The organism is Devosia sp. (assembly GCF_025809055.1).
Classification (GTDB): domain Bacteria; phylum Pseudomonadota; class Alphaproteobacteria; order Rhizobiales; family Devosiaceae; genus Devosia.
Genome location: NZ_CP075529.1, coordinates 1,337,317 through 1,362,608 on the forward strand (window position 1 = coordinate 1,337,317; position 25,292 = coordinate 1,362,608).

24 protein-coding genes are annotated in these 25,292 nt (G+C 63.7%); 10 read left to right on the forward strand and 14 right to left on the reverse strand.

Annotation, left to right across the window (positions count from 1 at the left end; translation table 11 throughout):
* Positions 1-37: 37 nt before the first annotated feature.
* The 9 genes from KIT02_RS06550 to KIT02_RS06590 all read right to left on the reverse strand — a co-directional run bounded on the left by KIT02_RS06550 (position 38) and on the right by KIT02_RS06590 (position 10,702).
* Positions 38-1,972 (reverse strand): hypothetical protein, encoded by a 1,935-nt coding sequence (locus tag KIT02_RS06550; RefSeq protein ID WP_198874845.1) that lies wholly within the window; start codon positions 1,970-1,972, stop codon positions 38-40.
* Positions 1,969-2,967, reverse strand: coding sequence for an ATP-binding protein (locus KIT02_RS06555; protein ID WP_198874846.1), 999 nt, complete (start codon positions 2,965-2,967; stop codon positions 1,969-1,971). The genes KIT02_RS06550 and KIT02_RS06555 overlap by 4 nt, the downstream gene beginning before the upstream one ends.
* A 7-nt stretch (positions 2,968-2,974) precedes the next feature.
* Positions 2,975-5,293 carry a DDE-type integrase/transposase/recombinase gene (locus KIT02_RS06560; RefSeq protein ID WP_297583856.1) on the reverse strand — a complete coding sequence of 773 codons (2,319 nt, stop codon included), beginning with the start codon at positions 5,291-5,293 and terminating at the stop codon, positions 2,975-2,977.
* The gene (locus KIT02_RS06565) at positions 5,290-5,511 is read right to left on the reverse strand and encodes a hypothetical protein (protein WP_198874848.1); all 222 of its coding nucleotides are present in this window, start codon (positions 5,509-5,511) and stop codon (positions 5,290-5,292) included. Before KIT02_RS06565 ends, KIT02_RS06560 begins: the two co-directional genes overlap by 4 nt.
* Positions 5,508-6,356, reverse strand: a complete 849-nt coding sequence (locus KIT02_RS06570) for a hypothetical protein (RefSeq protein WP_198874849.1) — start codon at positions 6,354-6,356, stop codon at positions 5,508-5,510. Before KIT02_RS06570 ends, KIT02_RS06565 begins: the two co-directional genes overlap by 4 nt.
* Positions 6,357-7,038: 682 nt before the next feature.
* Complete coding sequence (locus KIT02_RS06575) at positions 7,039-9,027, reverse strand: AAA family ATPase (protein WP_297583861.1); 1,989 nt, start codon at positions 9,025-9,027, stop codon at positions 7,039-7,041.
* A gap of 15 nt (positions 9,028-9,042) precedes the next feature.
* Positions 9,043-9,384 (reverse strand): DUF6634 family protein, encoded by a 342-nt coding sequence (locus tag KIT02_RS06580; RefSeq protein ID WP_198874851.1) that lies wholly within the window; start codon positions 9,382-9,384, stop codon positions 9,043-9,045.
* Positions 9,381-9,992 carry a hypothetical protein gene (locus KIT02_RS06585; RefSeq protein ID WP_297583866.1) on the reverse strand — a complete coding sequence of 204 codons (612 nt, stop codon included), beginning with the start codon at positions 9,990-9,992 and terminating at the stop codon, positions 9,381-9,383. The genes KIT02_RS06580 and KIT02_RS06585 overlap by 4 nt, the downstream gene beginning before the upstream one ends.
* Before the next feature lie 182 nt (positions 9,993-10,174).
* Positions 10,175-10,702, reverse strand: a complete 528-nt coding sequence (locus tag KIT02_RS06590; RefSeq protein ID WP_198874853.1) for a hypothetical protein — start codon at positions 10,700-10,702, stop codon at positions 10,175-10,177.
* A gap of 240 nt (positions 10,703-10,942) precedes the next feature.
* On the opposite strand from KIT02_RS06590, the gene KIT02_RS06595 reads away from it, so the two are divergent.
* Complete coding sequence (locus tag KIT02_RS06595; RefSeq protein ID WP_236020625.1) at positions 10,943-11,203, forward strand: helix-turn-helix transcriptional regulator; 261 nt, start codon at positions 10,943-10,945, stop codon at positions 11,201-11,203.
* Between the two features lie 278 nt (positions 11,204-11,481).
* Positions 11,482-12,327 (forward strand): DUF3883 domain-containing protein, encoded by an 846-nt coding sequence (locus tag KIT02_RS06600; RefSeq protein WP_198874855.1) that lies wholly within the window; start codon positions 11,482-11,484, stop codon positions 12,325-12,327.
* Between the two features lie 60 nt (positions 12,328-12,387).
* Here KIT02_RS06600 and KIT02_RS06605 read toward each other — a convergent pair whose 3' ends face one another.
* A complete protein-coding gene (locus KIT02_RS06605; RefSeq protein WP_236020626.1) occupies positions 12,388-12,768 on the reverse strand; it encodes a hypothetical protein in 381 nt (126 codons plus the stop codon).
* A 312-nt stretch (positions 12,769-13,080) separates the two neighbouring features.
* Here KIT02_RS06605 and KIT02_RS06610 point away from each other — a divergent pair, with 312 nt between their 5' ends.
* The 3 genes from KIT02_RS06610 to KIT02_RS06620 are packed head-to-tail and all read left to right on the forward strand — an operon-like array spanning position 13,081 to position 15,114.
* On the forward strand, positions 13,081-13,512 hold the full coding sequence (locus tag KIT02_RS06610; RefSeq protein ID WP_198874856.1) for a disulfide bond formation protein B: 432 nt from the start codon (positions 13,081-13,083) through the stop codon (positions 13,510-13,512).
* Positions 13,509-14,162: a thioredoxin domain-containing protein gene (locus KIT02_RS06615; protein ID WP_198874857.1), complete on the forward strand. Its 654-nt coding sequence runs from the start codon at positions 13,509-13,511 to the stop codon at positions 14,160-14,162. Before KIT02_RS06610 ends, KIT02_RS06615 begins: the two co-directional genes overlap by 4 nt.
* A gap of 34 nt (positions 14,163-14,196) precedes the next feature.
* Entirely contained in the window at positions 14,197-15,114 is a 918-nt protein-coding gene (locus KIT02_RS06620) for a cation diffusion facilitator family transporter (protein ID WP_198874858.1), read from the forward strand.
* Positions 15,115-15,146: 32 nt separating this feature from the next.
* On the opposite strand, the gene KIT02_RS06625 is transcribed toward KIT02_RS06620, so the two are convergent.
* Positions 15,147-15,455 carry a metalloregulator ArsR/SmtB family transcription factor gene (locus tag KIT02_RS06625; protein ID WP_236020627.1) on the reverse strand — a complete coding sequence of 103 codons (309 nt, stop codon included), beginning with the start codon at positions 15,453-15,455 and terminating at the stop codon, positions 15,147-15,149.
* Between the two features lie 131 nt (positions 15,456-15,586).
* Between KIT02_RS06625 and KIT02_RS06630 the strand changes: the two genes are divergently transcribed.
* From KIT02_RS06630 to KIT02_RS06640, 3 genes are all read left to right on the forward strand, one after another.
* A complete protein-coding gene (locus KIT02_RS06630) occupies positions 15,587-16,363 on the forward strand; it encodes a murein L,D-transpeptidase family protein (RefSeq protein ID WP_236020628.1) in 777 nt (258 codons plus the stop codon).
* Between the two features lie 90 nt (positions 16,364-16,453).
* The gene (locus KIT02_RS06635; protein ID WP_297583914.1) at positions 16,454-17,851 is read left to right on the forward strand and encodes an ATP-binding protein; all 1,398 of its coding nucleotides are present in this window, start codon (positions 16,454-16,456) and stop codon (positions 17,849-17,851) included.
* Positions 17,852-18,141: 290 nt separating this feature from the next.
* Complete coding sequence (locus KIT02_RS06640) at positions 18,142-18,381, forward strand: hypothetical protein (protein ID WP_198874860.1); 240 nt, start codon at positions 18,142-18,144, stop codon at positions 18,379-18,381.
* Between the two features lies 1 nt (position 18,382).
* Here KIT02_RS06640 and dgt read toward each other — a convergent pair whose 3' ends face one another.
* The 3 genes from dgt to KIT02_RS06655 all read right to left on the reverse strand — a co-directional run bounded on the left by dgt (position 18,383) and on the right by KIT02_RS06655 (position 22,477).
* The gene (gene dgt / locus KIT02_RS06645; RefSeq protein ID WP_198874861.1) at positions 18,383-19,756 is read right to left on the reverse strand and encodes a dGTP triphosphohydrolase; all 1,374 of its coding nucleotides are present in this window, start codon (positions 19,754-19,756) and stop codon (positions 18,383-18,385) included.
* Positions 19,757-19,946: 190 nt separating this feature from the next.
* Positions 19,947-21,902, reverse strand: a complete 1,956-nt coding sequence (locus KIT02_RS06650) for a M23 family metallopeptidase (protein WP_297583917.1) — start codon at positions 21,900-21,902, stop codon at positions 19,947-19,949.
* A gap of 146 nt (positions 21,903-22,048) precedes the next feature.
* On the reverse strand, positions 22,049-22,477 hold the full coding sequence (locus KIT02_RS06655) for a helix-turn-helix domain-containing protein (protein ID WP_198874863.1): 429 nt from the start codon (positions 22,475-22,477) through the stop codon (positions 22,049-22,051).
* A gap of 67 nt (positions 22,478-22,544) precedes the next feature.
* Here KIT02_RS06655 and KIT02_RS06660 point away from each other — a divergent pair, with 67 nt between their 5' ends.
* Together KIT02_RS06660 and KIT02_RS06665 are read left to right on the forward strand one after the other, a co-directional pair.
* On the forward strand, positions 22,545-24,830 hold the full coding sequence (locus KIT02_RS06660) for a heavy metal translocating P-type ATPase (RefSeq protein WP_297583920.1): 2,286 nt from the start codon (positions 22,545-22,547) through the stop codon (positions 24,828-24,830).
* Positions 24,827-25,291 carry a hypothetical protein gene (locus tag KIT02_RS06665; RefSeq protein ID WP_198874865.1) on the forward strand — a complete coding sequence of 155 codons (465 nt, stop codon included), beginning with the start codon at positions 24,827-24,829 and terminating at the stop codon, positions 25,289-25,291. The genes KIT02_RS06660 and KIT02_RS06665 overlap by 4 nt, the downstream gene beginning before the upstream one ends.
* Position 25,292 lies beyond the last annotated feature (1 nt).

The following is a 25,292-nucleotide window of genomic DNA, read 5'->3' on the forward strand; positions in this document are numbered from 1 at the left end:
ATTTCGATCAATCGTTTAGGTGGCGGACGGCGCCCTGCTAGGCGGCGGTGCTTACCACGGTCTCGAGCACGCGCTCGACTTCTTCACGCGCGAAGACGAGCTGCTGCCGCTCACGAAGTTCGTGCTTCGGGTGGACTCCGAACTTGGCGAGGGTGGTGCGAACCAGGCGGTTCGGAACGCCGAGGCGCCGCGAGGCTTCATTCGTGAACATCCACTTTCGCGCCACGGCGAACACGTCGGCCCGGGCAATCGAAACCTGGCCTTTGGCCTTGACGGGAAGCAGCCGTCGAAGGACCAAGCGACCAACCATTGGCTCGGTGACGCCAAGTAGGACCGACGCCTCTATGTGGGTGAGCAGACCGTCACGGGCTTCATCAGAACCGGCATGCCGCCCGACTGCTGCTACGACGGTTTCGAAATCCGGCGCCGCCAACGATGTCATGGTGCCGGTCAGCCTGCCGTCGATACGGTGCACTGGGATGGTCCCGTCGATCACCCTGGAGATGATGCCCGCCCATGGTTTCGGCCCGGGCGGCAACCTGTAGACCGCCTTGGTCAAGCGGATATAGGTGCATGGCGGTACCGCGGGCAACACTTTCGATTCCAGGCGGTCCACCAGCCGGTTGACGCTAGAACGCGTGTAGTATTCCTTGCCCACCGCGAGCATCAGGACCGGACCTCCAACGGTATCCACTAGTCCGGCCTCCGCCAGCTCGGCCATCGCCCCGGTCGGTAGGCCGAGGCGGACGGCAGCCGAACTGGCGGCCTCCATGTCCGCGCGTTGTGCGGCGATCATCGCGATCTGTGCGCGTTCGAACAGCATAGGGGAGTTCTTCGATCCCGCATTGCGGATGACGCGCACCTCCGGATGCCCGGCCAGGATCTTGAACAGCTTCGGGCGGATGCCGAATTCCTTGGCGGCCTCGTAGGCCGTCAGGAGATCGGAGCGATTGCGATAGCTGCCCTTGCGCACGGTGGGCAGACTGACCGCGGTCATGGCCATGTCGTCTTCGACGGACTTCCGCACAGCGGCACGCAGTTCGGGAGGGAGCGCGCGGTCCGTGGTCAGGGCATAGAGCGATCCGATCTCCTTCTTCACGCCGTAATGGCCGCTGCGTTCGCTCGCGGAATCACGGGCTTGCGAGCAGAGGTCGTGAAACCCATCGGGCCAAGACAGGACCACGCGGCCCGCCTTGGCGAGGACATCGGGTTCGATGCGATCGAACATCTCGCGGCTCCCGGGCTTGGCCACCGACGTGACCGAGCGTTTCGGGTCCTGCGTCATGGCGCTCGCGATCGAGATCGCGAACTCGAACAGGGATCCGCGATCCGTTTCGATATCGGGATGCAGCGCCGGCGCGTAAGCTGCCCTGACGGCAGGATCGGGATCGACGAGCGAGGTCACGAAGCGCAAGGCCTCCATGTCCTCCACCTCCACCTTCTCCTGTGGCCAATCCCGCAGATCGACCTCGGAGCGAACGAACCCATGGTCGTCCACCCGATCGCAGCGGTCGCAGAACGCCAGATCGCGGACCCGCACCCAGCCCAACGTCGTCCCGCAGACTGGACACTCCGAGATCAGGCGCTCGCCCGTTGCCGGATCGAAGCCGAAGGCACGGATCTGCCAGGCGGCCTTGTGGTATCCGCATGTCGCGAGCGTCCCGGGCGCGATGCGGCGCACGGTCACCTCGCGGTGGATCGCGCGAATCTCGGCACCGAAGAACCGCAACCAGCCGGAACGCCCGGCCTGATCGAGGAAGAGCGGCGAAATATCCTCGACGCGGCATCCCAGATGATCCGCAAGGGGAAACTTCAAACCGGGCGCGGACGCGATGGATTCAGCGCGGGACTTGTATCCCAGAGGGATGAGGACATCGCTGGTGAGATCGTAGCCCATGAGATTGCCCGCGCGGACGACCAGGCCCGGGAGATGCTCGTCGCCATGCGGCAGGACGGAGACAGGAAGCGTCATGCGGCCACCAGTCGGGCGTCGCCGCCGCGCTTGAAGGGGTTGGTCTTCACGATGCCGCGCGGGATCGCGAAGGTATCGACCGCCTTGGACAGGTGCTCGCGCGTCACAGTATCCGCCTTGGCCTTGGCAGCATGCATGCAGGCCTTGGCGACGATGCGGCAGGCGATGCCCAGACGACCGAGCGAAGCCTCGTGCAAGGCCGCCGGGATATCCGCGTTCAGGAAATCTGCCCTTTGCGGGAACAACCCCTCCTTGGCCAGATGAATGCCGAGGCGTCCGACGAAATCCTGGAAGACCTGACGCTCCTGCGTATCCTCCCAGGACAATTCACCGAAGTCGATCTCCTCATGGCAGCGCAGCGCAAGCTGGATGTCGTCGAGAAGGTAGGGCCGTGCCTCCTCGATGCCGACGAACAGCATAGGCACCACCCCGCGGATGAGCATGGCCTTCAAAGTGTCAGTCACTTCGCTGGTCCTGGAGCGCTCGATCGAGCGCAGGGCCGCATCCTCAGACATGCGGTGCTTGGAGACCGCCAAGTGCTGGATCTCGTCGATAACAAGCAGTTCCACGCCGAGAGTGGACAGGAGGTCGTACACACGGCGGAGCATCAGGTTTTTCGATCCCCGGGCGGAGCGGGGATCGCCGAGGGCAGCCAGGATGTCGGCGCACAGGGAACGAGGCGTCGCGCCGCCTTCCAGCGTGACATGCACGACGAGCTTTTGGAGGCGGACCTGTTCATCGAGGGGCAGATCGGCTGGAACCAGCCCTCGGGAAATCGCTTCCGGCACTGCGACTTTTTCCTGGTAGTTCTTGACCGCGGTGGACTTACCGACGTGGCTGGGTGCGAACAGGGTGCCGAACTGCTTGGGTTCATCGTCGGTGATCGTGGCGCGAAGGTCGTCGCAAACCTCCGTGACGATGTCGAGACGGGGGTGCTTGACCCTGAGCTTGCGGAACACGGCGAGGATCTCGGAGTTGGTGAGCGTCTTGGTCATGGTTACCTCAAAGGTCGTCCGCGAGCGCATCTAGAGCAGCAGCGGAATTCAGGATGTGGTTGGATAGGTCGGCAGGGGCGGGATGCGTTTCGGGCGGCTTCGGCGGCGACGCGGACGGCGGAGCGGGTCGGCCCTTCGATCCCGAAGACCGGCTCTTCCGCCCCCGCGACGGCGCCTTGGGCGGTGCCCATTCGCCGGTTCGGTGTGCCGCCGAGAATTCACGCGGCGTCTCGGCGGCGGCACCCTTCGGCGTCGCCGGCACGGCATGCTGGATCACGGTGTCGCCATCGACCAGACTGGGGCTACGATCGATCTCGGCGGCGTAGTGCCGGGCGGCGTTGAACGGCATGGCCGCAACCTTCTCCGGCATTTCGTGGTAATAGGCGTGCCGGGCTGCGGCCTTTTCCTGGGGGCTGTGGAAAGCCATGTTGCGTTCGGCGGCGAACGCCTTGATCGCGTCCACCACAGCCCAGCTCAATCCCTGGGCCGGTGCTCCGTCGACACCGGGGATCCCGTGCACGTGCTTGTCGACGTTGGGCAGGCGCACCGACGTATTGTTGGAGAAATCCCAGACATGGACATGGCTGGCATCCACGCGATCCCAGTTGGCGATCACAGCCACCGTGCCGCTGGAGCCGAAGCCCTTGCGACGCGAACGCTTGGCGCCGTACTTCAGCAGGTTCTCCAGCAAGGCCGTCGTGGTCGCCGGCTCGTGGAAGCGCTGGCCATTCACGGAGATGCCCTCGGCGCTCAGGATGCAACGCGAGACATTGCCGAGCATCTTGTCCAAGGCACCCACATCGTCGATCGTAGGACGGGTCTTGGCCTGGACGCCCATTGACCAGCGTTCAGCGGGCGCCATGTTTAGGTCGGAATGAGGCTCGACGTGATAGATGTTGACGATGCCGTCCCACATCCTGGCGGTGAGGTAGTCGATCCGGAACAGCGCCTTCGCCCTGGGATCGAGGCCCAGTTCCTGCATGACCTGCGGCTTGAACGGGATGCCGCTGCCGAGGCGGTGCCACACCATTTCGTTGAGGGTGCGGAAGAAGCGCTCGACGATCGCCTTGAACGTCGGCGTGCCGACCGGCGCCCAGACGACGTGGATGCCCGCCGCCTCGCATACCGACTGCATGGAGATGCCGGAGAACTCCCAGGCATTGTCCATGACGATGGTCGTAGGTTTGCCCCAGCCGTCCGTCGCTCCCTTATGGTGGCCGTACTTCTCGATGAGGAAGTCCTTGGCTCGAACGATCTGCCGCAAGCAGAGCATGGCGCTGTAGACGCTCGGCGGCTCGAAGCTCAGGACCGCGCCGAGAATCATTCGGCTATAGACATCAATGGCCAGGGTGAGCCATGGACGTTCGGTCATGACGAGGCGACCGTATTGGTCCTCGACCACGGCCCACACGTCGAGACGGGTATGGTCAATGAGCACCAGCTCGAGGGGGCGGGACGCCTCCATCGGGACGCCCCGACCCTTGTAGCGGGCGTTGGCCGCCTTCTCGCCGTAGCGGGTCGACCAGGTCCACCATGACTCCTCTTCGTCAACCCACTTGCGGAAGGTCTCGGGTGAAATTCGGGGCAATTTCTCGAGGCCCTGCTTGACGCGCTCCTCGTTCTCCTCGTCGATCTTCTTGTAGAAGCTCTCGCGCACGTCGCAGTAGCGCTCGGTGATCGATGCCCAGTAAGCGTCGATGCTTTCCTTGGCCCACGTCAGCAAAACGTCCGGATAGCGCTTGCTCCGGTCGTGCTTGCCCCGCTTGTCGAAGAACGCCGAGACGGGGCGCGACCCAGGCACGCCGCAGGCATCGATGGCGCGGAGGATCGTGGCCGCGTCGGGACGCCACACGAAGCCTAGCTCCCGGGCGCGTTTCTTGACGTCCTTGGATTTGAAGTGGTCGTCGATGCAGTTGTGCCCGCGGCCCAGGTGAGGAGTGGCGTCGTATTCCGATGCGCACCACGCCAGCGTCCGCGCGCGCTCGAACTTCTGCCACTGGGCCAGCCGTTCCTTGCGCTCCTTGTCGCCGATGCCGCGTTCCTCGGGATCGAGAAGGGTCGCGGGATGGACGTCGCCGAGCTCGAAGGCGGATTTTTTCCGGCTCGGGATGCTGCCCTTGGGAATGCGAACGGCGCGCCCGTCGCTCCGCATCTTCTCGAAGAGGTGCGGAGCGATATCGACGGGCATGTCCAGCTGCTCGTCCGAAAAGCGCAGTTGGTGCTGGAGCGTGACCTTCTCGAACGTGGCGAGGAACGTGCGGTCGGGCAGCGTGAGCCAATAGGTCTCGCCGGCCTCGACGTCGATGGTGATCCAGGACGGCCTCATGACGGCGCCCCCTGGATCTCGACGGCGGCATCCCGGTCGAACATGTCCTCGAGGGTTTCCTCGGACAGCACGATCTCGGAATCGATCTCGTCGATATGGAACGCGTAACCTTCCGCCGTCACGGCCACCAGCGTGCCCAGCCAAGGCAACCCATCATCGTCGACCAGCACGAAGCGCTGCACCGGAAAGGCGCGGGGGGATTGGAAGACCTGACTCATGCCGCGCCTCCGATCGAACCCATAGGGAACACCATGGACTCCGGCGCCAGCCGTCCGGCGATGTCGATGCAGAGCAGGCGGCGGACATGAAGCGCGCAGGCCTTCTGGATGGCCGCCGCGTTGCCGCCGAGAGCATCCAAGACCGCATCCAGCGTCACCGGGCCGTCGCTCAGCGCCTTCTGGGCGAGATGCACCTCATGGGGCGAGACGATGACGTCGTGGTCGAGCACGATCTCGCGCACCGCATGGGCGATGCGGGAGTAGCCGAGCCCGGTGGGATCGACGAATTGGAAGAACTGCCAACCAATCCTGCCGTAGACCTCCTCGGCCAAGGCGAGCTTTGACTGGTAGACCGGATCGGCGTTGCGCGGGTCGTTCGCGGTCTTCACCTCCACGATCAACTCGCGGGTGTCGCCCGCCGTGGACGCGTCGGGACGCCATTCGGCGCAGGCGAGCAGAAACGGTACGCCACCGGCCAGTGCGGACGCAAAGCGTGCGTCAACGGTCAGGCGCAGATCGGGGAAGAACACCAATGGCGCGGGAACACCCTCGATGATCATTTCAAGGCGGTGCGGTTGCGCCATCATCCTATGGACCGGAGGCGCCGCCTCCATCAGTTCGAGCGCGGGCAGTTCGCCGCGCAACGATTCCCAAGGCAACGCACGGTGCCCGGCCTTGACCGAGACGAAGCGTCCCGTGGCATGGTGCTCGCGCCCGGTGATCAGGGTGCGGATAGGACCGCCGTCCTCGGCGACGAAGATGCGGGCGAAGATCTGATGGTCTTCGAGCAGAAGCTGATCAGACAGCAGTTCGCCGCGCCGCGGCGGCTTGATACTCTTAGGCATGGTTTCTCCTTCCATGCCCGGAAAGTGCTTGACGCGAAAAGGCGCCCAGCGGATACTCGCCGTGCATGTGTGTGGTTCCTGTCTTTGTGGGACGGGCCTATGTGTGCGGGAACGGCCTTGGTCGTTCCGTTTGCTAGGATCGGCTGCCAGGCCTTTCCAAGCGATTTGTCGCCTTTCGGCGGTGAGGATTGACCTGGTGTTTTCCAAACACGTGCCGGGTCTCGGTATTCTAACGCCCTGGAGCAATCCGGGGCGTTTCCGTTTTTGCGTTCACCTTTCCTTCGCCAACGACCGGTATCTTGGAAGACGCCGGCAACGTTGAAGCCTCACGATCATGACTCAAATCGACCGGTGCGCAAGCCCCCTCCGTTTGATTCGGAGGCGGATTTCGGAGTCATGACTCGACTTGTGGGTGTTTCTTAATGTAATGGTTTAAGAGCCTCGGGTTTGCGTCACGGCTGTGTCAATAGGCGATCCCGGTCCGGAAATTACTGCCCGCGATCGCATGTCGTGACGCCGTTCACGACGGTCGCAGATGTCATTTTCCCCCTCGTTCTTCCAGGGAAAAAAGAATCAGCACTGCACCTCCTTCGGAAGGCCTCTGCGTGCTCGTCGCCACGAGAAACTTTCCCGATCGGGAATGAAAAGCGGCGAGATGGCACACGCCCAAAGGGCTGAGACGTCACGCCGATTCGGTCCAAGGCAGCGTCGATTCGTTCGATTCGAACCTTCGCGATACGAGGTTCGTGGACGCCGATTCGCCCTTGCGCACTATCGTCAGCACTTCCGCAGCCGACAACGTAGAGCGGGACAGGAGCTCGCCGGCCAAGGTCTCGATCTCGCTTCGGCGGGAGCGCACCAGGTCGATGGCAGACGCCGCCAGCTTCGCAAGCTCCGTTTCGACCTGGGACATTGTCCTAGGGTCCAGTCGCAGCATGTCCATCGCCCTTTCGGGCTCGCATCGCCAACGCGGGGCATCCGCAGTGCCGAACGACAGATGCGCCGCCGCGAGCATTCGCATGGCGAGCCCGAGATCACTGGTCTCCGAACCACCCGATCCCGATGATGCCTCGCCTAGAAAGGCGATCTCGGCCGCTCGGCCCGCGAGCAGCATCTCCACCCGCCGATCGAGGTCGGACTTCGTCTCGAGAAGGTCATCGGGGATTTCGACGCGCACGTGACCACCCGAGGCGATGCCGCCGCCAAAGGGGTCGATGCTGACGGACACCAGCCGATCGGGAAAATGCAGGGCCGCGATGGCCGCATGTCCTGCCTCGTGCAGAGCCACGCGACTTCGTTGGGCCTCGGTCAATTCGTACGGCGGCACGAGCCGCGCAGTCAGATCGGACAACGACATCTCGCGCTTCTCGCGCCTTGCCAGCCGCTTGGCCGATCTCACGAGGTCCATGATGTCGGCCCCTGTCATCCTGCGAGCCGAGCAGATGCTCGCCATGGGAGAGAGATCGGCATCGGCGAGAGAAGGCCCGAGGTGATGACGCAGGACCCTCGCTGCTCCTGTTTCGTCGGGCGGTCCCAGATAGATCGAGCGCTCCAGCCGCCCGGGACGCAGGCAAGCCGGTGCCAGGGCCTCGACGCGGTTCGTTGCGCCGATGACGATCAGACCATCCCTGTCGGACACGGCACTGTCGAGCAACTGCAGGAAGTCGGCGACCACCGGGCTCCACCAGTCCTTGCCGCGCTGGGAGATCTGGTCGAGATCCGGCATCTGGTCGATCTCATCGAGGAACAGGACGGCCGGCGCCTGCTGCATCGCACGCTCGAAAAGGGCTCGCTGGGCCTTGATCACCGAATCCAGATATCCCGCGCTGCACGCGAACAGCTCCGACACGCTCCCGATAACCACGGGAATGCCGAGATACTGGCCCAGCGCACGGGCATATGTGGTCTTGCCCGTCCCGGGCGGTCCATGGAGGACGCAGCCCTTGTCCACCTCCGACCAGCCGATGATCCCGGCTTTGATATCGGACAGATCCTGCTTGAGATCGATCGCCCACAGCCGCGCATCGCCGAATTCGACCGCCACCTCCAGATCCGGCAGGGTTTCGCCGACACGAGCCGTGCGCGTTTTCGCCGAGATGGCATTGGCGATGCGTTCCGCCGTCACCGCGGCGTCGGCGCCCTTCTCCACGAGCCCGCACAGCTCGTCGAAGTCGAGGACCGAGGTGTCGAGCCTCGAAAAAGAGGATGGCAAGCGACCCACCGAGAACCTGCGGACCAATTGGGCCACCAGAGCTGCGCTTGGCGGCGGGACCTCGATGGTCTCCGATGCGACCGTCTTGAAGATCGCCGGCAACGTCCGCACGGACGGCGTCACGGCCACGACCGTCCTGCCGGCAGCAAGGGCCTTGTTGATGGCACCGGCGTCCTCCGCTTCTTTCTTCCCCGAAGCCTTGCAGAACGCGTAGATGCGGTCGTGAATATCCTCCACCGCTCCTCCGGCCATGTTGGTCCATTCGGCGGACGGCACGACCAGCACGATCGAGCGCAGTTCCCCCTTGATCAAGGACTTGCGCAGATCCGTCGAGATCGCACCTTTCACCGCCAGTTCGGCCAGCGCCTGCCGGACCGTCAGTCCCTCATCCTTCCTGCCGATCGTCATCTCGTCGTCTCCGTGCTGAAAAGGGAAATCGTCTTCGTCGTGGTCGAACATGCCTGGCACCTCTGCTCACTCGTCCAGGCCGAAGACCTTCGGAGGACCCAATTGGTAGTAGCGCGATAGGGTCCTTGCCCAACTGCGGTCCCGGGCGATCGCGAAGAGCTCGGACGTCACGCATTCCCTGCCGTCGACGATCCGCGGATGGCCGTATGCCGTGCCGGCCAGGCAAAGCGCGCTCCTCGGCGCGAAGCCCCAGCGCCGGAGATGCGGTGCTTCCAGCAGGCGCCCAGGCGAGGGAGGAGAACCGGCGGCAAGGCCGCGAAGGTCGGCGGCCAGGTCCTCCAGCAGCTCGGCGATCGCCAAAGGGTCGGCCCCCAGGAAGTCGACGGGGTCGCTGTTGTCACCGATCATAGGCCCGGCTCCACCAGGTGGACCTGACTGGAAGGCATGAGCCTGGCGTCGAGGTCCATGTGCAGACCGCCCTCCACGACCAGTCCCAGCACTCCCGCCACCGGATCGCCGCTGTTGACCAACCCCGCCAGGTCGAGCAGGGGCGCGCTGCCGCCGTTCTCGATGAGATGAACAAGCATCCTCATACGATCGGTCGCGCCAACGGCAGTCTCCGCCGCCTCTGCAATGACGAAGGCGTTGGTCAAGCGGGGCTCGCGACGGACGAAGCTCTCCGGTACCAGGACCACGGTACGACCGATCGTCGCCGCCGAGGCTTTCAACTCGAAGAAGAGGGGCATTCCACCCCGACGCCTCGTCCTGGTGGGCACCACCACGAGGTCCACCGCGCGATGGCCGATAGCCACAGGCACCACCACGAGTTCGTGCGGTTCGAGTCCCAGTTCGGCTGCGGTTTCCTCGATGCCGTGATCATCCGGCAAGCGACGGATGCCGGGATACGCCATGACGAGTGCCTCGGCGGCACGGCGCAGGGATTTCCCCTCCCTTTCCTGTTGCGAACGACATTTGCAGGGTTCCGATTGCATGCGAGCGGAATTGGCCTCCAGCATGGGGCATCTCCTTGGTTCGTCGGAATTGAAAACGTGATCGGACCGGCGATCCGCCGATCGAAGGTGGCGGAATTCGTTAGGCGTCAGGTGCTTGTGGCCGAGGTCAGGCCAAAGCTCCGCCACCTCGCTGCCTATGGGTCAGCGAAAGGACATCGTGGCGTATGGGGTGATGAGGCTTGGTTTCAGCCCAGGCAGGGCGTGCCGGTCGCGAGTTCGACGGCGAGGCAGCCGACCGGGTCATGGCCTCGCCCGTACCGGCAGGCATCGATATCGCGCAGGAGCGGAGCTGTACGTATCGCCTGCAGGAGGATTTGCGGATCACGATCGGCGATCGGGCGGGAGTGCAGCCTCGCAATTCCTTCGAGCGCGCGCTGGGGCACGAGAATGCAAGACCTGCCGGAGGCCAACATGTTCCGCTTGACGCGATGGACGTCCCGCATGACGGCGCCGTACCAGATGCGATTGGGAACACCCACGACCGTGAGCGGAGATCCGTCGATCAGGATCTGGCAGGTCGCCAAAGATTCGGGATCGAGGCCCTCGGCCCGGCTGTAGTGGATGAGGAGCGGGTCGGGGCCGATCACCACGATCTCTTTCGATTCCCGGAGGATACCGAACAGCTGAGCGGAAATGCGCCGGCGCAATTGCCGTGACCGCGATCCGGCCCCATCGGTGTCGTCGCGAGAGATGCCGGCAACAGGATGATGCATTAACCTTCTCCTTGTCTTTCACGACAAGTCCCCTGACGCAGTAATTGGGAGGTCGTGCACGAGGCACGAGAGAGGGAAGGTATTGATCGGCGTTCACCTCCTGTGAACGCACGCGGCTTCCATAGCTCTAGTCACTATAGGAGATGGCCGGCTTTGTCAAGCCTCTTTGCACATTTTGTGCAACAAGAATCGTTTGGTGACGGTAGAATGCCGTTGAAATCGATTCGACGGACCTCGAGCTTGGCCCTTAGCCAACCCAATGCCGCGCAGATAAGAGCCGCCCGGGCTTTGCTGGACTGGTCCCAGCAGATACTGGCCGAACGAAGCGGCATCGCTCGACGCACAGTAGCGGCGATCGAAACCGGCGACGACCGCGTCACAGCCGAGAGCATCCGGGCCGTACAGGGCGCGCTCGAAGCGGAGGGTATCGTCTTCTTGGGTCTGGAAGGAGGCGCGCCCGGAGTGAAGCACTCTCGAGAGTGCGATCCCGACGAGCGCTAGCGCTCCGGCTTGAGCATTCGAACGAGGCTGTCGTTCCTGCAGACGAAGTGCTACCTAGATCCGTGTCCAGGAACCAGATGCCGGCAATGACCTGGTGCACTATATCGAGATGTGCCGCCGATCGAGGCTGGGGCTGCGGCTATCTCCCTCGCACCGAGGTATTTCGCAACCTATTCCGTCGCCACCGGTCGACGCGACGCATCACTCGGATGCGCTCGGTCGATTTCCAACCTTTTCGATCCGCGCTGCGTCGGGCATCTTGGCCAACGGGGGTGCCGATGGTCGACTACAACAGGCAGCGAGAAGAATGGCGCGGGAGCGAACTCGATGCCATCGTCGCCGACTACTTCACGATGCTCTCGGACGAACTGGTGCAGCGACCCTACGTGAAGGCGCACCATCGCGCAGTCCTGATGCAGCAGGTAGGCCGCTCCGCCGCTTCGATAGAGTTCAAGTACCGCAACATCTCCGCGGTGCTCCAGCACCTGGGCTTCCCCTGGATCTGGGGCTACAAGCCCGCGCTCAATTATCAAGACGCCCTGTTCGACGCCATAGATCGGTATCTCACCGGCAATCGCAACATCCTCGATCAGCAACCCACCGCCTCGCCGACGCCTATACTAGATCCCGTCAGCATCTTCGCACCGATGCCGGTGATGACCATCCCAGGCCCTCGCACCGTCGGCCTCGAGCGGCTGGTCCGCAAATTCGACCCCGTCGAACGGGACTTCAGAAATCGGCAGTTGGGTCGCGCCGGCGAGGCGTTCGTAGTCGATCTGGAGCGCAGGAGATTGTTGGCCGGCGATCGGGGCGATCTCGCCCGCAAGATCAGGTGGGTGGCAGAGGAGGACGGAGACGGCGCGGGTTTCGACATCCTCTCCTTCGACCCGGATGGGCGGGAGCGTCTCATCGAGGTCAAGACGACCAATGGTGCTGCCTCGACCCCGTTCTTCGTGACCCGCAACGAGATGGAGGTGTCCTCGGAAAGATCCGAGCACTGGCATCTCTACCGGCTTCACCAGTTCGCGCAGAAGCCGCGCATCTTCACGGTCAGGCCGCCGCTCGAAAGCGTCTTGAGGCTCGACACGGAAACCTGGCGGGCGACGCCGCATCCGAGTGCTTGAGAAGGGCGCATCGTCGGCACGGATCGTACGCACCCACGGACGGCAAGCAAACCCGTCGCCTCAAACAGGGCGCCATCGCTTCATGGTGTCGCCTTGCCGCCACATGGTGACCAGACCCCACCACCCCGCTGGCGCCAGCAGGAAGACGCTGGCCATTGCCGGGAAGTACTCGAACGGGCGCCCGGTCACGAGGGGGAACACGACGATATGGGCCAATTCCGTAATCCCCATGGCCGCGAAGAAGGTCCAGGCCAGGTAGGTTCCGAAGCGAGTCCGACCAGTCAGAAACGGTATCAGCAGCCACGCGCCGACGGACAGCACCACCAACAGGATCACGGGCGGCGAGGCGACGTCGGCATTGGGCACTCCGGTGATGCCGGCCAGCGCATCGAAGAAATCCTTGAAATATTCCTCGGCCCGATGGAGGGCGGACAGGACCAACGCGGTGAAGAACGGCCACCGGACCGAGCGGAACGGACCACGCCCGGCCTCAACAGGAAGAGCAGGAGGCCGGTGACGAAACCCGTCGTGAAGAGGAGCATGGTCGCCAGCCCCAGCGACCAATAACCGACCGCCAGAAGGACGGCGGTGAACAGCGTCGCCGACATCGTCGAAAGCGTCATTTATCCCCCCCGGACGAGAAGTATCGTACTTCCTCTACCGACTGGAGGAGCAATAGGTGTGCGACATTTTTTTGCCTTGCTCCTCTAGTGGCTTGAGGTCGTAGGTTGCGCTCGCAATTCGGAGTCCCGCATGTCCGCAACAGATGATCGATCCTGGACCTGGCTCTTCTCGGCATGGGCCGTCGCCCTGGTAGCGACGCTAGGCGCCCTGTTCATCGGCGAGGTGATGGGACAGGCACCGTGCGTGCTCTGCTGGTACCAACGGATCGCCATGTTCCCCCTGGTGATCACCCTGGGGGTGGGTGCATTCCTCTCGGACCGGAACGCGATCCTGCATTCAGCCCCGCTGGCCGTCGCCGGATTCGGCTTCGCCGCGTTCCATTCCCTCCTGTTCTACGGCATCGTCCCTGAGGCCATCCAGCCCTGCACCGCGACGGGTCCGTCCTGTTCGGACGAAGCCATGACCCTGTTCGGCATCGTCCCGCTGCCTCTCCTGTCTTTGTCGGCCTTCGCCGCCATCCTCCTCTGCCTTTTCCTCGTCAACCGGAGTCGCCCCTCATGAATCGTCGCCTCGTGGTCCTTACCACCGCGGCAGTCGCCGTCCTCGTTCTCGTCATCGGGGCGATCCTCTATCCGCAATTCGCCGGCAACCAGCGTGCCGCCACCGCCGAGCCCGTCGCACCGTCCAACCTGGTGCGGTTCAACTCGCCCGTGATCGGTCCGCAGAACGCCCCGGTGACGATCGTCGAATGGTTCGACCCCTCGTGCGAGGCCTGCCGGGCCTTCTATCCGATCGTCAAGCAGATCATGGATCGCCATCCCGACCGCGTGCGACTGGTGCTGCGCTACGCTCCGTTGCACGAAGGGTCGGACCGGGCGGTCCGCATCCTCGAAGCAGCGCGCAAGCAGAACCTTTTCCTGCCGGTGCTGGAGGCATTGCTGGCCGCGCAGCCGAGCTGGGCCGCCCATGGGGCGCCCAATCTCGATATCGCCTGGCAGGCCGCGGCGGGAGCCGGCCTCGACCTTTCCCGGGCGCGCGCCGATGCACAGGGCGAGGACGTCACCGCGACCCTGCGGCAGGAGATGACGGATCTGGAGGCGCTGGGCATCGCGCAGACGCCGACCTTCTACGTGAACGGGCAGGAACTCGTCGATTTCGGTCCGCAGCAATTGGCCGACCTCGTCGCCGCCGAGGTGGAGAAAACCAACTAGCGTCCGGATGCGTTGAGGCTCCGAGGAGGCTCGAATGGCTCACGCGCACGAAGGAACGGCGGATCGATCGCCCGATCGCGGCCACCGTTTGCTGATCGCCCTGGCGCTGAACCTCGGCATTACCGTTGCCGAAGTCGTCGGCGGCGTTCTTTCGGGATCGCTGGCGCTCATAGCCGATGCGGCGCACAATCTCTCCGATGCCGGAGCGGTGCTGGTCTCCTATATCGCCTGGCGCATCTCCAGGCGCGCCGCCAACGAAAAGCGGACCTTCGGCTATGCCCGGGCCGAGACGGTCGGAGCGCTCATCAACCTCACTGCGCTCATCATGATCGGCCTCTACCTGCTCTACGAAGCGGGTTCCCGCCTGTTCGAGCCGACAGAAGTCGTGGCCACGACGGTATTGATCGTGGGAGCCATCGCCTTCGTCGAGGACGTCGCCGCCGCCTGGGTGTTGCGCAAGGATCTCGGCAGCCTCAACGTGCGCAGCACCTTCCTGCACATGATCGCCGATGCCCTAGCCACGGTGGCGGTGATAGCCAGCGGCGTCGCGATCATGGTCTGGGGCCCGGCTGTCTCATGGATCGACCCCGTCGTCACCGCCATGATCGCGGTCTACGTCCTCATCCATGCGTCGCGGGAAATCCGCGAGGCGATCGCGGTGCTGATGGACAGCGCGCCGAAAGGTTTCCACCACGACGAACTGGTCGCAAGGCTGCAAGGCACTGCCGGCGTATCGGACGTGCATCACCTCCACGTCTGGCGCATCAGCGAGGATCGGACCGCTCTGCAAGTCCACCTGATCGTCGATGAGCCCGAACTATCCGCGGCGACCGCGCTGAAGGAACGGCTGAAGCGGGAATTGCACGACGATTTCGACATCGACCACGCGACCATCGAGATCGAGGCCGCTGACGGCATCGAACACGACACGGACCTCGTTCGTAAGGAGTGAGGAAGCCTCGCGCGGGTCCCTCCCGCCCGCAATCAAACGTCGGCTTCTTCGTCGAGATGGGCGACGACATTTGCCAGAATGCTTCTGACATGGTCGTCCCCGACCCTGTAGAATACCCACTTGCCGTCCCGCTCGCGAGCGACGAGCCCGGCACCGCGCAACAGGCGCAGGTGGCGGCTCACCGAGGTCTGCTGGAGCGAGAGCTCGTCCGCGATCCGGCCAACGGCCTTCGCTTCCTCGAGGCAGCACAGCAATATCCCGAGCCTTGTGGGGTCACCCAGCAGACGGAATATCTCCGACATATCGCACAATACACGGTTGGCGATCGGCGCGGTTCGCAACGGCTTTTCCTCTCGGCTCGTACGACCGGATGGTAAGGAGGGTTTCGGCTGTCGTCGATCACATCTGCGGCACGGAAAACCTTCCGGTAACCCCGCCGCCATATGGTTGCCGAAAAATGAACGGGACCGCCATGCCAAGCTTCGCCTTCCGGGCCCTCGTCCTGCTGATCTCCGTGATCGTCCTCTCGGCGTGCAGCAGCCAGTTCGTCGGGGACAACCGCCATATGGTCCCGCTCAGCCGCGACACGGTGCAACGCCTGGCGGCGATGGGATCGTCGCCGACCGAGCCCATGGTGATCCGCGTCTACAAGCAGAGCTCGGAACTGGAGGTCTGGAAGCGGACCAATACCGGCGATTATGCCTTGTTCAAGACCTACGAGATCTGCAACTGGTCGGGCGAGCTCGGACCCAAGTTCCGCGAAGGCGACTACCAGTCCCCCGAGGGCTTCTACGACGTCACGCCTGGGCTGATGAACCCGAAATCGTCCTACTGGCTGTCGTTCAACGTCGGCTTCCCGAACAAGTTCGACCGTGCCTGGGGCCGCACCGGCACCAACCTCATGATCCACGGCGACTGCAAGTCGGTAGGCTGCTATGCCGTGACCGACGACCAGATCAAGGAAATCTACGCCCTGGCGCGCGAATCCTTCACGGGAGGCAATCGTTCCTTCCAGGTGCAATTGCTGCCCTTCCGCATGACGGACGCCAACATGGCGGCCAATGCCTCAAGTCCGCACGCGGCCTTCTGGGCCAACCTCAAGGAAGGCACCGATCTCTTCGATCGGAACCGCAAGCCGCCCGACTGGGACGTCTGCGAAAAGCGCTACGTGTTCAACCGCAATGATCCGCGTACCAACCCGCTCGATCCCCTCGGCGCCTGTCCTGCAGCATCGGACGATCGGGTCTAGCCGCCGTTTCCCACCGTACTTGCTCGACTCGCCCGACATAGGCAGCTTCGAGCCGGCCCGGCAGAGGCTGCCGTTCGCACAGGTGCACCCATGCGTCACGATTTCAACCCGTTCTCGAAGAGTATTGTCGACATCGTACCCGCCGACCTCGCCGTTCTCAGGGGCGTGGCAGAGGGGTGGTACGTCGAGTACAAGCGGGAGGTGTCGAATGCGGGCGCCGTTGCAAAGTCCATCTCCGCGTTCGCCAATACCTATGGGGGATGGATCTTCTACGGAATTGCGGAGAAGTCCAAGGATGATGCCGTCGCGGGCGAATTCCCGGGCATCCCGCGACAGGAGGCCGACGCCCTGCTGCAGCGCATTCGCCAGAGCGCTGCGAACCATATCCAGCCGACGCCGTATTTCGAGGCGAAGGCGCTGTTCGGTCCCGAGCCCGGCATCGGTCTGCCGGAAGATCGCTGCGTGGTCGCCGTCCGCGTGCCATGGGGCGCGGATGCCCCATTCATCCACAAGGACGGTCGGATCTATAGGCGCGTGGCGGACGGCTCGGAACCGCGTCACGAAACGGATCGCCACATTCTCGATCTTCTGTCGGCACGCTCCACCAAGGTCACCGACCATTTCGCGGAATGGACGAACCGCGATCTCGAGACTTCCGAGGCCGAGGAAGACGTCGCGCATGTCCGCATCTTCCTCATCGCCGATTTCTGGGGCGACCATGAACCCGTGAAGGACGTCCCCATCGGAAAGATCCGGGAGATAATGCGGGATACGAGCGGCGACTTCACGCTCTCCTTCGACAACGTCTATCGCGCCACGGGCGCCTATGTCTGCCGACAGGCCCAAATCACCGACCCCCAGTCCCTGACGCTCACATGGACCCTGCGGACGGACTTCTGCAGCGAGATCGTCGTCCCCCTGCCGAAATTCCGCGGCGGCAATCTCGCGAGCCTGCACGCGTTGTTCCGGGGATACGATCACGCCGATCGATTCATCGGGCTTTGCCGCCAGCAGCGCTACAAGGATCCGACAGTCATCGACCTGAACCTGCTGATGATCGTTCTCATGGCGCTGGCCCGGAAGCACCTGGCCTTGGCTAAGGAATTCGGCTGGACCGAGAAGATGTCCGTCAAGATCAGGATAGCAGGCGTGTGGAGGACCATCCCCTTCTTCGACGCTACCCATGTGCTGGACGAGTACGAGCAGCACGGACTGGCGCTCAACCTGCGCGACGAAGCGGAGATCCACCCCGGCAAGAGCCATCACTCCTATTTCGATCTGGCGGCGCCACAGCCCGGAGAGACGGATCAATCCAACGTCATCTGGATCGCAATAGCCCTTTTCGTGCCTATCGCGAGAGCTCTGGGGGTATCGATGGGGATGGGCGACGAGGAGGACTACGACGCCTTCAAGACATCCATCGTGGATTTCGTCATGGCGGGTCAAAGAGCTATCGGGGTCCAGAAGACCCGACTCGACCAACGGTGACGGAAAACCACAACCGGGGCGGGCACACCTTGCCCAAAGCAGCCCTGTGCCGACCGCAGGAACAGCCGCCTCGACGCCGGCAACTGCAGCGCTCCGTGGAACGCGTTCGTGGTCACGACCATTGGTCGTCCAAGAAACTGTTATCGGCGGCCCGTTGATTTATGCATTTGCTAACCGAAATGTGGGGATAGAATAATGCAGACGCATCTCGGTAGAAGATTCGGTCGCCGTTCCATGGTATTCATGTTCCGGTAACGTTCCAAATCAGTCCGAGCAAGACAGGTTTAGCGATGTCCAGGTCCGAGCTCTCACCCATTGCACGTCAGATCGTCGATGGAACTCTGAAGCGAATCGAAGAAGCGCAGTCCCACAATCAGCCGATCGACACGACCGCGGCGATGGACACCGTCGTGGGGCGGCTCTACGCGACGATAGGAAACGACTTCGCCGGCACCAACGTGAACAACGCCTTGATCGAGTTGGCGAGCACGTTGGTCGAAAAGCACCGCGAAGAACTCGTCAACTCCTGAATCAGGTCATCCGCCCTATCAGCGGGCTGGTGCCGTTGAGCTTCAGGAACAGTTCGTGGGCGTAACGATCGGTCATCCCCGAGATGTAGTCCGTGATGACCAGAAGCGCCTTGTACTTGTTCAGGCCGGCTGCATCCAAAGCGGCCCGGGAGTGGCTCGGGAGCAGATCGTAGAGATGGCGCTCCTTGGTCTTGAGATCCTTGCCCGATGCCTTCGACATGGCCATGCCGGTCAGATGCTCGAGCAGATAGGATAGAATGGTTATGCCGGCGCTCTCGGTCTCGAGCTTTCGCCGTTCCTTGTAGACCTTGTCCCTGCAGGCCTCGGCGATCGCCTCCAGATCACCGGCCACGTTGGGATCCTTGATCAGGTCCTGCCCCAGGCTGTCCGCCTCGATCGTATCCTTCATATCGATGAAACGGCGAACCGCGATCTTCGAGAGACCCACGATCGCTCCGGACCTCAGGTAGGCGATCCTATCCTGCTCCTCGGCTTCCGGGATTTCGTTATACCGTTTGGGATCGCCGCCTTTCTCCGCCAACGGACGAAGCAATGTTTCCGCAGCCTTGAATTGCAGGTGGCCTATCCGAAAAGCGTCCTCGATATCGGTCGTGCGGTAGCAGATGTCATCGGCTGCCTCGAGGATATGCACGAAGGGATGCCTTGCATATCCTTCCTGCTCCTTATGGGGTATCCCGACAGACTTGAACACCTCCGCGGCAGCATCCCTGTCGTCCCATGTAAAGCCGAACTTCGATTTTCCCGGCGACTTGTAGCGGGACGAGAAGCGTTTGGTCGATCCATAGGGATACTTGATGAATGATGCCAGCACGGAATTGGTCAACCGCAGGCCCCCCTGCTCCCGCCAGCCGGCGAGGCGGGTGACGACACGGAAACCCTGGGCATTACCCTCGAAGCCCAAAAAATCCCCGGCATATCGCCCGTCGCCCATAACGTCGCCGATCGCTCCCTTTTCCTTGTTGTCTTCGAACCATGACTGGATCGCGTACTCGCCGACATGGCCGAAAGGCGGATTCCCGATGTCGTGGATGAGGCTCGCGCAGTATACGATGTCGCCCCAATCGACTGGGTTCACCGTATCGTCATCCTTCTGAAGGATGTCCGCTATTCTCGTTGCTATCGACCGGGCGACATTGGCGACCTCGATGCTGTGGGTCAGTCGCGTCCGCAGATAGTCATAGCTCGGAAAGGGATGGACTTGCGTCTTGCCCTGTAGCCGACGAAAAGCACTGCTGTACAGTATCCTTTGCGCATCCTGTTGAAACAGCGTGAAACCTTCGGCGTCAGGATTATCCGCTCCGTCCATTCGATCCTGATAGAACCGATCTTTGGTTGTGAGCGTCTTCCAATCCATTTTCGCCGTCCCCACGCGAGTATTTTACCTGATTACCGGCGAAGGATTGCGATTGTGTCAATCGTTCTCATAGGTGGACCCAGCACAATATAGACTGGCAGCGTCTTGCCTTTGACAGCATAGGCAGCTGGAATCCGACAGCAATGTCGTCAGGTGGGGCGGTCTTCTCGGATGAAATCCCGAGATGCCATCAGGCGTGGGTGGAGCCGCCCGCCGGCATGTCCATGATGGACCGAACCTGTTCCATGGTCCGGCGCAGGTCTTCCATGTATTGGGGCGGCAGGGTCTTCGCCCGGGGCAGCTTGATCTCCAGGGGATCGGCGATGCGCCCGTTGATCTCGAGTTCGAAATGCAGGTGATTGCCGGTGGACCGGCCCGTCGAGCCGACATAGCCGATGACCTGGCCCTGGCGGACGCGGACACCGGGCGTGATGCCGTCGGCGATGGCGTTCATATGCGCATAGGCGGTCTGATAACCGTTCAGGTGCTTGATCTGCACGTATCTGCCGTACCCGGAATACCACTGCGCCATGTCGACGACGCCATCGGCGGCGGCATAGATCGGCGTGCCGCGCGGGGCGGCGAAATCCGTCCCCTCGTGGTTCGCATTGCCGCCGTTGAACGGGTCGATGCGTGTTCCCATCGCAGAGGTCAGGCGACCGCCGCCCTCCAGCGGACGACGCAGCAGGAAGCGCTTGCCGCTCTCGCCCTGCTCGTCGAAGAACGCGACCGTGCCGTCCGGTCCGGCATAGCGATAGAACCGTCGCTTCGCATTGCCGAGGGAAATCGCGGCATAGAGCAATTGCTCGCTCGCGCCGTCCCCGGGCGCGGCGGTGAGCAGCTCGATCCCGTCGCCGGGCTGCACGCGGCGGGTCAGGTCCGTATCATAGGCGACGAGGGCCACGATCTGGGAGATGACCTCGTCAGCGACATCGTTGCGGCGGCCCGTCTCCCAGATCGACTGGTAGATGCTGGGCAGATTGGCCACATCGATCTGCTCGGTGCTTTCCTCCGAGAAGGGGATGTCCGGCGGCGCGAGGGCCACGACGTAGCGACCGGTATCGGTCAGGGCGACGGTGACCGCGTGCCGATCGCTGTTGGAGGCGTCGTCGTGCAGATAGATGCTGAGCCGGTAAGGAACGAGTCCACCGCCATTGCCGGACGGGCCGAGCAGGATGCGCAGGCGCGATCCGGCCTCCAGGGTCGAGAGCCGATAGAGGTTGCGGATCATCTCCTGCACTTCCGCTGCGGAGCCAGGTGTGAAACCATGGGTGACCAGCGTGTCGAGGAGCGGCCCGGCGACGTCGAGTTTTACGATACGTTCGGACGTCGCCCGGCTGTCTCCGGCCATTGTGGTCTTGGGCACGACGGTGACGTTCTCGGCCATTCCGGCCAGCGGCGCGCTGGCTCGCGCGGTCGCGTCCGATCCGAAATAGGCCATCGCGACCCCCGGCTCGGAATAGTCGCCCCATGAAGTCGCGCCCACATAGGCGGCGGCGATGGCATCGCTGATCGCCCGCCGCGGCACGTAGCCGGACGGGAGGGCGGCATAGCTGATGCTCACCTCCGCCGCGGGCGCTCCCAGAACGTCGGTGCTGATCTGTATAGCCACCTCGGAAAAGGCATCGTCCGGCAACGCCTCGATATAGTTCTCCGGCGAATAGGCGACGACATCGTCCGTCAAGGCGGTCTGCGAGGTGGCCAGGGTGGCCGAGACCCGCACGAAGGATGCGTTGCGGATGACCTCCGAAGCCCCGTCGCTGGCCATGACGCTTGCGGAGACGACCTCCCGGTCGGACCGCGTCTCCAGCACCGGTCGCGCCCTGCTCGTCTTGCCGTCAGCGGCAGCCGGCGGCACATCGCGTTCGACCTCGAGCGATTTGTAGGCGGTCGAGTAGCCCTCGATATCCGAGAACGAGACGTAGAGCGCGGCCCCCATGAGAAGGACCGACGTTAGGCCCGTGAGGACGGTTCCGGCGAGCCAGGCGCCGCTCAGTTCCCGCGACCCGGGCTCCTTTCCGTCCGCCGAACGCGTGGTGAGAGCCGCCTCGTCCCTGTAGTCCAGGGCCCGTGCGCCGAGCCCGTCGAAAGTCCCGACGCGCCGTCTCCCCGATTTCTTGTGCCCGCCCAGCATCTGCCCCGTCATGTCCCCGCGATTCGTGGGTGGAATTTGAAGGCATGGAAAAAGGCGGACAATCGGCGACCACGTTCACGACCACGTGATGTCGTGCTGACGCGGTGGGTTTCGGTGCGGTTCCGACCGTATTGCGCTGAACTGTCGCAGGCCGGGTGTCAGGTCTCACCGTGATACCGGCATTTGCCGTGATCGGCCAGGATCTCGATGACCCGGCAGGTCTCGACGCGACCGTGGCTGCAGCCCTCGACCATGCGCTCCAATTCGTGCTGCAAGGCGGTGAGGCTGGCGATCTTCTTCCTGACCTCCACCAGGTGCGCCTTGGCGATCCCGTCCGCCTGCTCGCAGGACTGGTCGGGCGAATCCTGCAGCTCCAGCAAGGTCTTGATCTCGTCAATATCGAAACCGAGCTCGCGGGAATGGCGGATGAAGGTCAGGCGTTCGGTATCCTTGCCGTCGTAGGTGCGCCGTCCGCCATCCGTGCGCGGCGGGGCGGGCAGCAGGCCGATCTGCTCGTAGTAGCGGATGGTCGGCACCTTCACCCCGCTGGCCTCCGACACCTTGCCGATCGCAATCCCGTGATTCATTTTTCGCTTGCTCCTATAGCGGCTAGAGCATGTAGGCCGGCACGAAGGTTTGCAAGGAGCGATTGCGATGTCGGCAAGGATTGAAACGTCACGCTTCCGTGTCGAGGGCATGGATTGCGCGAGCTGTGCCTCCAAGGTGGATACCGCTGTGCGACGCCTGCCCGGCGTGGAAGACGTCTCGGTCTCCGTCGTGGGCGCCTCCATGACCGTCAAGCACACGGATGCCGACCTGGGCGCCATCGCCCGGAAGGTGTCGAGCCTCGGGTACAAGACGGCGCCATTGCCGGCGCGCGGTGCAGGAGCCGACAAGAGCGAGGAGGCTCATGATCATGCCGGTCACGACCAATCCGGCCATGACCATGCGGAGCATGATCACTCGGGACACGACCATGCCGACCACGACCACGGCCCGTCGGAAAAGCCGAAGCGGGCCGAGACCCTGTCGGGTATGCACGGCCACGACCATGGCTTCGAGGACGGACCCTGGTGGCAGTCCTCCAAGGCCAAGCTGACGATCCTGTGCGGCATCGCCGTGGCTCTGGCCTTCGTCGCCGGCCAGCTCATCCCCGCTATCGCGCAGTGGGTCTTCATCGTCGCCATGTTCGTCGGGCTGATCCCCATCGCCCGGCGCGCCTGGATGGGGGCGATCAACGGCAGCCCGTTCTCCATCGAAACGCTGATGACGGTCGCCGCGATCGGCGCCGTCTTCATCAACGCGGCGGAAGAAGCGGCCATCGTGGTACTGCTCTTCCTCGTCGGCGAACTGCTGGAAGGCGTCGCAACCGGGCGGGCGCGGGCCAGCATCAAGGCACTGGCCAATCTGGTTCCGCGCATCGCGTTGCGGGAAGCGGGCGACAAGGTCGTGGAAGTGCTCGCAGATCAATTGGCAGTGGGCGATGTGGTCCTGGTTCGACCGGGCGACCGCGTCCCTGCCGATGGCGTCGTCGTCTCCGGCGACAGTGCCGTGGACGAAGCGCCGGTCACCGGCGAATCCGTGCCCAAGCGCAAGCAGGTCGAGGATCAGGTCTTCGCCGGCACCATCACCCAGGAAGGCGCATTGCGTGTTCGGGTCACCGCCGCAGCGGCGGACAACACGATCTCGCGCATCATCGCCCTGGTGGAGGAGGCGCAGGAATCCAAGGCGCCCACCGAACGCTTCATCGACCGCTTCTCGAAATACTACACGCCCGGCGTCATGGTCGTGGCCGCGCTCATCGCCGTGCTGCCACCCCTGTTCCTGGGCGAGCCCTGGAGCGAATGGGTCTACAAGGGTCTTGCAGTGCTTCTGATCGGCTGCCCGTGCGCCCTGGTCATCTCGACGCCCGCCGCCATCGCCGCTGCGCTTTCGGCGGGTGCCCGTCGCGGCCTTCTCATGAAGGGCGGCGCGGTGCTTGAGCAATTGGGCAAGATCGACATGGTGGCGCTCGACAAGACCGGCACTCTGACCGAAGGCAGGCCGAAGGTCACCGATATCATCGGCGTCGGCAGGCCGGAGCGAGAGGTTCTCGCGCTGTCGGCGGCGCTCGAGGTCGGATCGAGCCATCCGCTCGCCACGGCGATCCTGGCCCGCGCCAAGGCGGACGGGATCGAACCGGCCCGGGCCGACAAGGCCGGTGCGGTCGGCGGCAAGGGCGTGGTCGGCACCGTGGATGGCAAGGAGTTGTTCCTCGGCTCGCCCAAGGCCGCGGCCCAAATGGCCGGCGTCGCCGGCGATCTGATGACCCGGATCGAAAAGCTCAACGACGAGGGCAAGACCGCCTCGGTGCTGCTCGTCGACAACACTTTCGCCGGCATCATCGCCATGCGCGACGAACCACGCGACGACGCCCGTACCGGTCTCGCGGAAATCAAGCGCCTCGGCGCCGATATCGTAATGCTGACCGGCGACAACAAGCGAACGGCCGCCGCCATCGGCGCGAGCCTCGGCATCGAGCCGCGCGCCGAGCTGCTGCCGCAGGACAAGCAGCGCATCGTCGGAGAACTCAAGGCACAGGGCCGGATCGTCGCCAAGGTCGGGGACGGCATCAACGACGCGCCCGCATTGGCCGCGGCGGATATCGGCATCGCCATGGGCGGCGGTACCGACGTGGCGCTCGAAACCGCCGACGCCGCCGTGCTGCACGGCAGGGTGACCGACATCGCCAACATGATGGTCCTGTCGCGGTCCACCATGGCCAATATCGGCCAGAACATCACCATAGCTCTCGGCCTCAAGGCGGTGTTCCTGGTGACGACGGTCATCGGCATCACCGGGCTCTGGCCCGCCATCCTCGCCGATACCGGCGCCACCGTCCTCGTCACAGCCAACGCCATGCGATTGCTGGCCTGGAAGGGGATCGGACCACGTGCATGAAGGGAATAGTGCCGTATTTCGTGTTCGTCTGGCTCATGGCCCTCGACTTGGCCTCGAGAACCCTGGCCGCGGAGCTGGTGGGGGCGATGGACGGCTTCCACGGTCTTCTGCCCGGGATCTCGATCGACTATCTGGTTCGCCCGAACGCCGCGCTGCCAGTCTGGCCGACACTCGCGGTGACGATCATTGCCCTCGTGGTTCTGATCCGGCTCCGCGGCAGCCACCGCAGCGTCGAGCATCTGGCCTGCGCGGCGCTGCTGGCGGGTGGGGCCGCCAATCTGCTCGAGATCGTCTTCAGCGGAACGATGACGACGTTGGTGTCGATCGGGCCCGTCTCCGCGCCCCTTCTTCGCCTCAATCTCGCTCATGTCTGGATCGCCGGAGCGGTGCTGCTCGCCCTGGGCGATGCGTTCGGTCGCGCGGGCGCCAACCTCAGGCCCGGGGAAACGGAAGCCTCATGAG

Bases quoted from the DNA above. Each gene is read 5' to 3' on its own strand.
- KIT02_RS06550 (WP_198874845.1), bottom strand. From the start codon at position 1,972: ATGACGCTTCCTGTCTCCGTCCTGCCGCATGGCGACGAGCATCTCCCG.
- KIT02_RS06555 (WP_198874846.1), bottom strand. From the start codon at position 2,967: ATGACCAAGACGCTCACCAACTCCGAGATCCTCGCCGTGTTCCGCAAG.
- KIT02_RS06560 (WP_297583856.1), bottom strand. From the start codon at position 5,293: ATGAGGCCGTCCTGGATCACCATCGACGTCGAGGCCGGCGAGACCTAT.
- KIT02_RS06565 (WP_198874848.1), bottom strand. From the start codon at position 5,511: ATGAGTCAGGTCTTCCAATCCCCCCGCGCCTTTCCGGTGCAGCGCTTC.
- KIT02_RS06570 (WP_198874849.1), bottom strand. From the start codon at position 6,356: ATGCCTAAGAGTATCAAGCCGCCGCGGCGCGGCGAACTGCTGTCTGAT.
- KIT02_RS06575 (WP_297583861.1), bottom strand. From the start codon at position 9,027: ATGTTCGACCACGACGAAGACGATTTCCCTTTTCAGCACGGAGACGAC.
- KIT02_RS06580 (WP_198874851.1), bottom strand. From the start codon at position 9,384: ATGATCGGTGACAACAGCGACCCCGTCGACTTCCTGGGGGCCGACCCT.
- KIT02_RS06585 (WP_297583866.1), bottom strand. From the start codon at position 9,992: ATGCTGGAGGCCAATTCCGCTCGCATGCAATCGGAACCCTGCAAATGT.
- KIT02_RS06590 (WP_198874853.1), bottom strand. From the start codon at position 10,702: ATGCATCATCCTGTTGCCGGCATCTCTCGCGACGACACCGATGGGGCC.
- KIT02_RS06600 (WP_198874855.1), top strand. From the start codon at position 11,482: ATGGTCGACTACAACAGGCAGCGAGAAGAATGGCGCGGGAGCGAACTC.
- KIT02_RS06610 (WP_198874856.1), top strand. From the start codon at position 13,081: ATGTCCGCAACAGATGATCGATCCTGGACCTGGCTCTTCTCGGCATGG.
- KIT02_RS06615 (WP_198874857.1), top strand. From the start codon at position 13,509: ATGAATCGTCGCCTCGTGGTCCTTACCACCGCGGCAGTCGCCGTCCTC.
- KIT02_RS06620 (WP_198874858.1), top strand. From the start codon at position 14,197: ATGGCTCACGCGCACGAAGGAACGGCGGATCGATCGCCCGATCGCGGC.
- KIT02_RS06630 (WP_236020628.1), top strand. From the start codon at position 15,587: ATGCCAAGCTTCGCCTTCCGGGCCCTCGTCCTGCTGATCTCCGTGATC.
- KIT02_RS06635 (WP_297583914.1), top strand. From the start codon at position 16,454: ATGCGTCACGATTTCAACCCGTTCTCGAAGAGTATTGTCGACATCGTA.
- KIT02_RS06640 (WP_198874860.1), top strand. From the start codon at position 18,142: ATGTCCAGGTCCGAGCTCTCACCCATTGCACGTCAGATCGTCGATGGA.
- dgt (WP_198874861.1), bottom strand. From the start codon at position 19,756: ATGGATTGGAAGACGCTCACAACCAAAGATCGGTTCTATCAGGATCGA.
- KIT02_RS06650 (WP_297583917.1), bottom strand. From the start codon at position 21,902: ATGACGGGGCAGATGCTGGGCGGGCACAAGAAATCGGGGAGACGGCGC.
- KIT02_RS06655 (WP_198874863.1), bottom strand. From the start codon at position 22,477: ATGAATCACGGGATTGCGATCGGCAAGGTGTCGGAGGCCAGCGGGGTG.
- KIT02_RS06660 (WP_297583920.1), top strand. From the start codon at position 22,545: ATGTCGGCAAGGATTGAAACGTCACGCTTCCGTGTCGAGGGCATGGAT.
- KIT02_RS06665 (WP_198874865.1), top strand. From the start codon at position 24,827: ATGAAGGGAATAGTGCCGTATTTCGTGTTCGTCTGGCTCATGGCCCTC.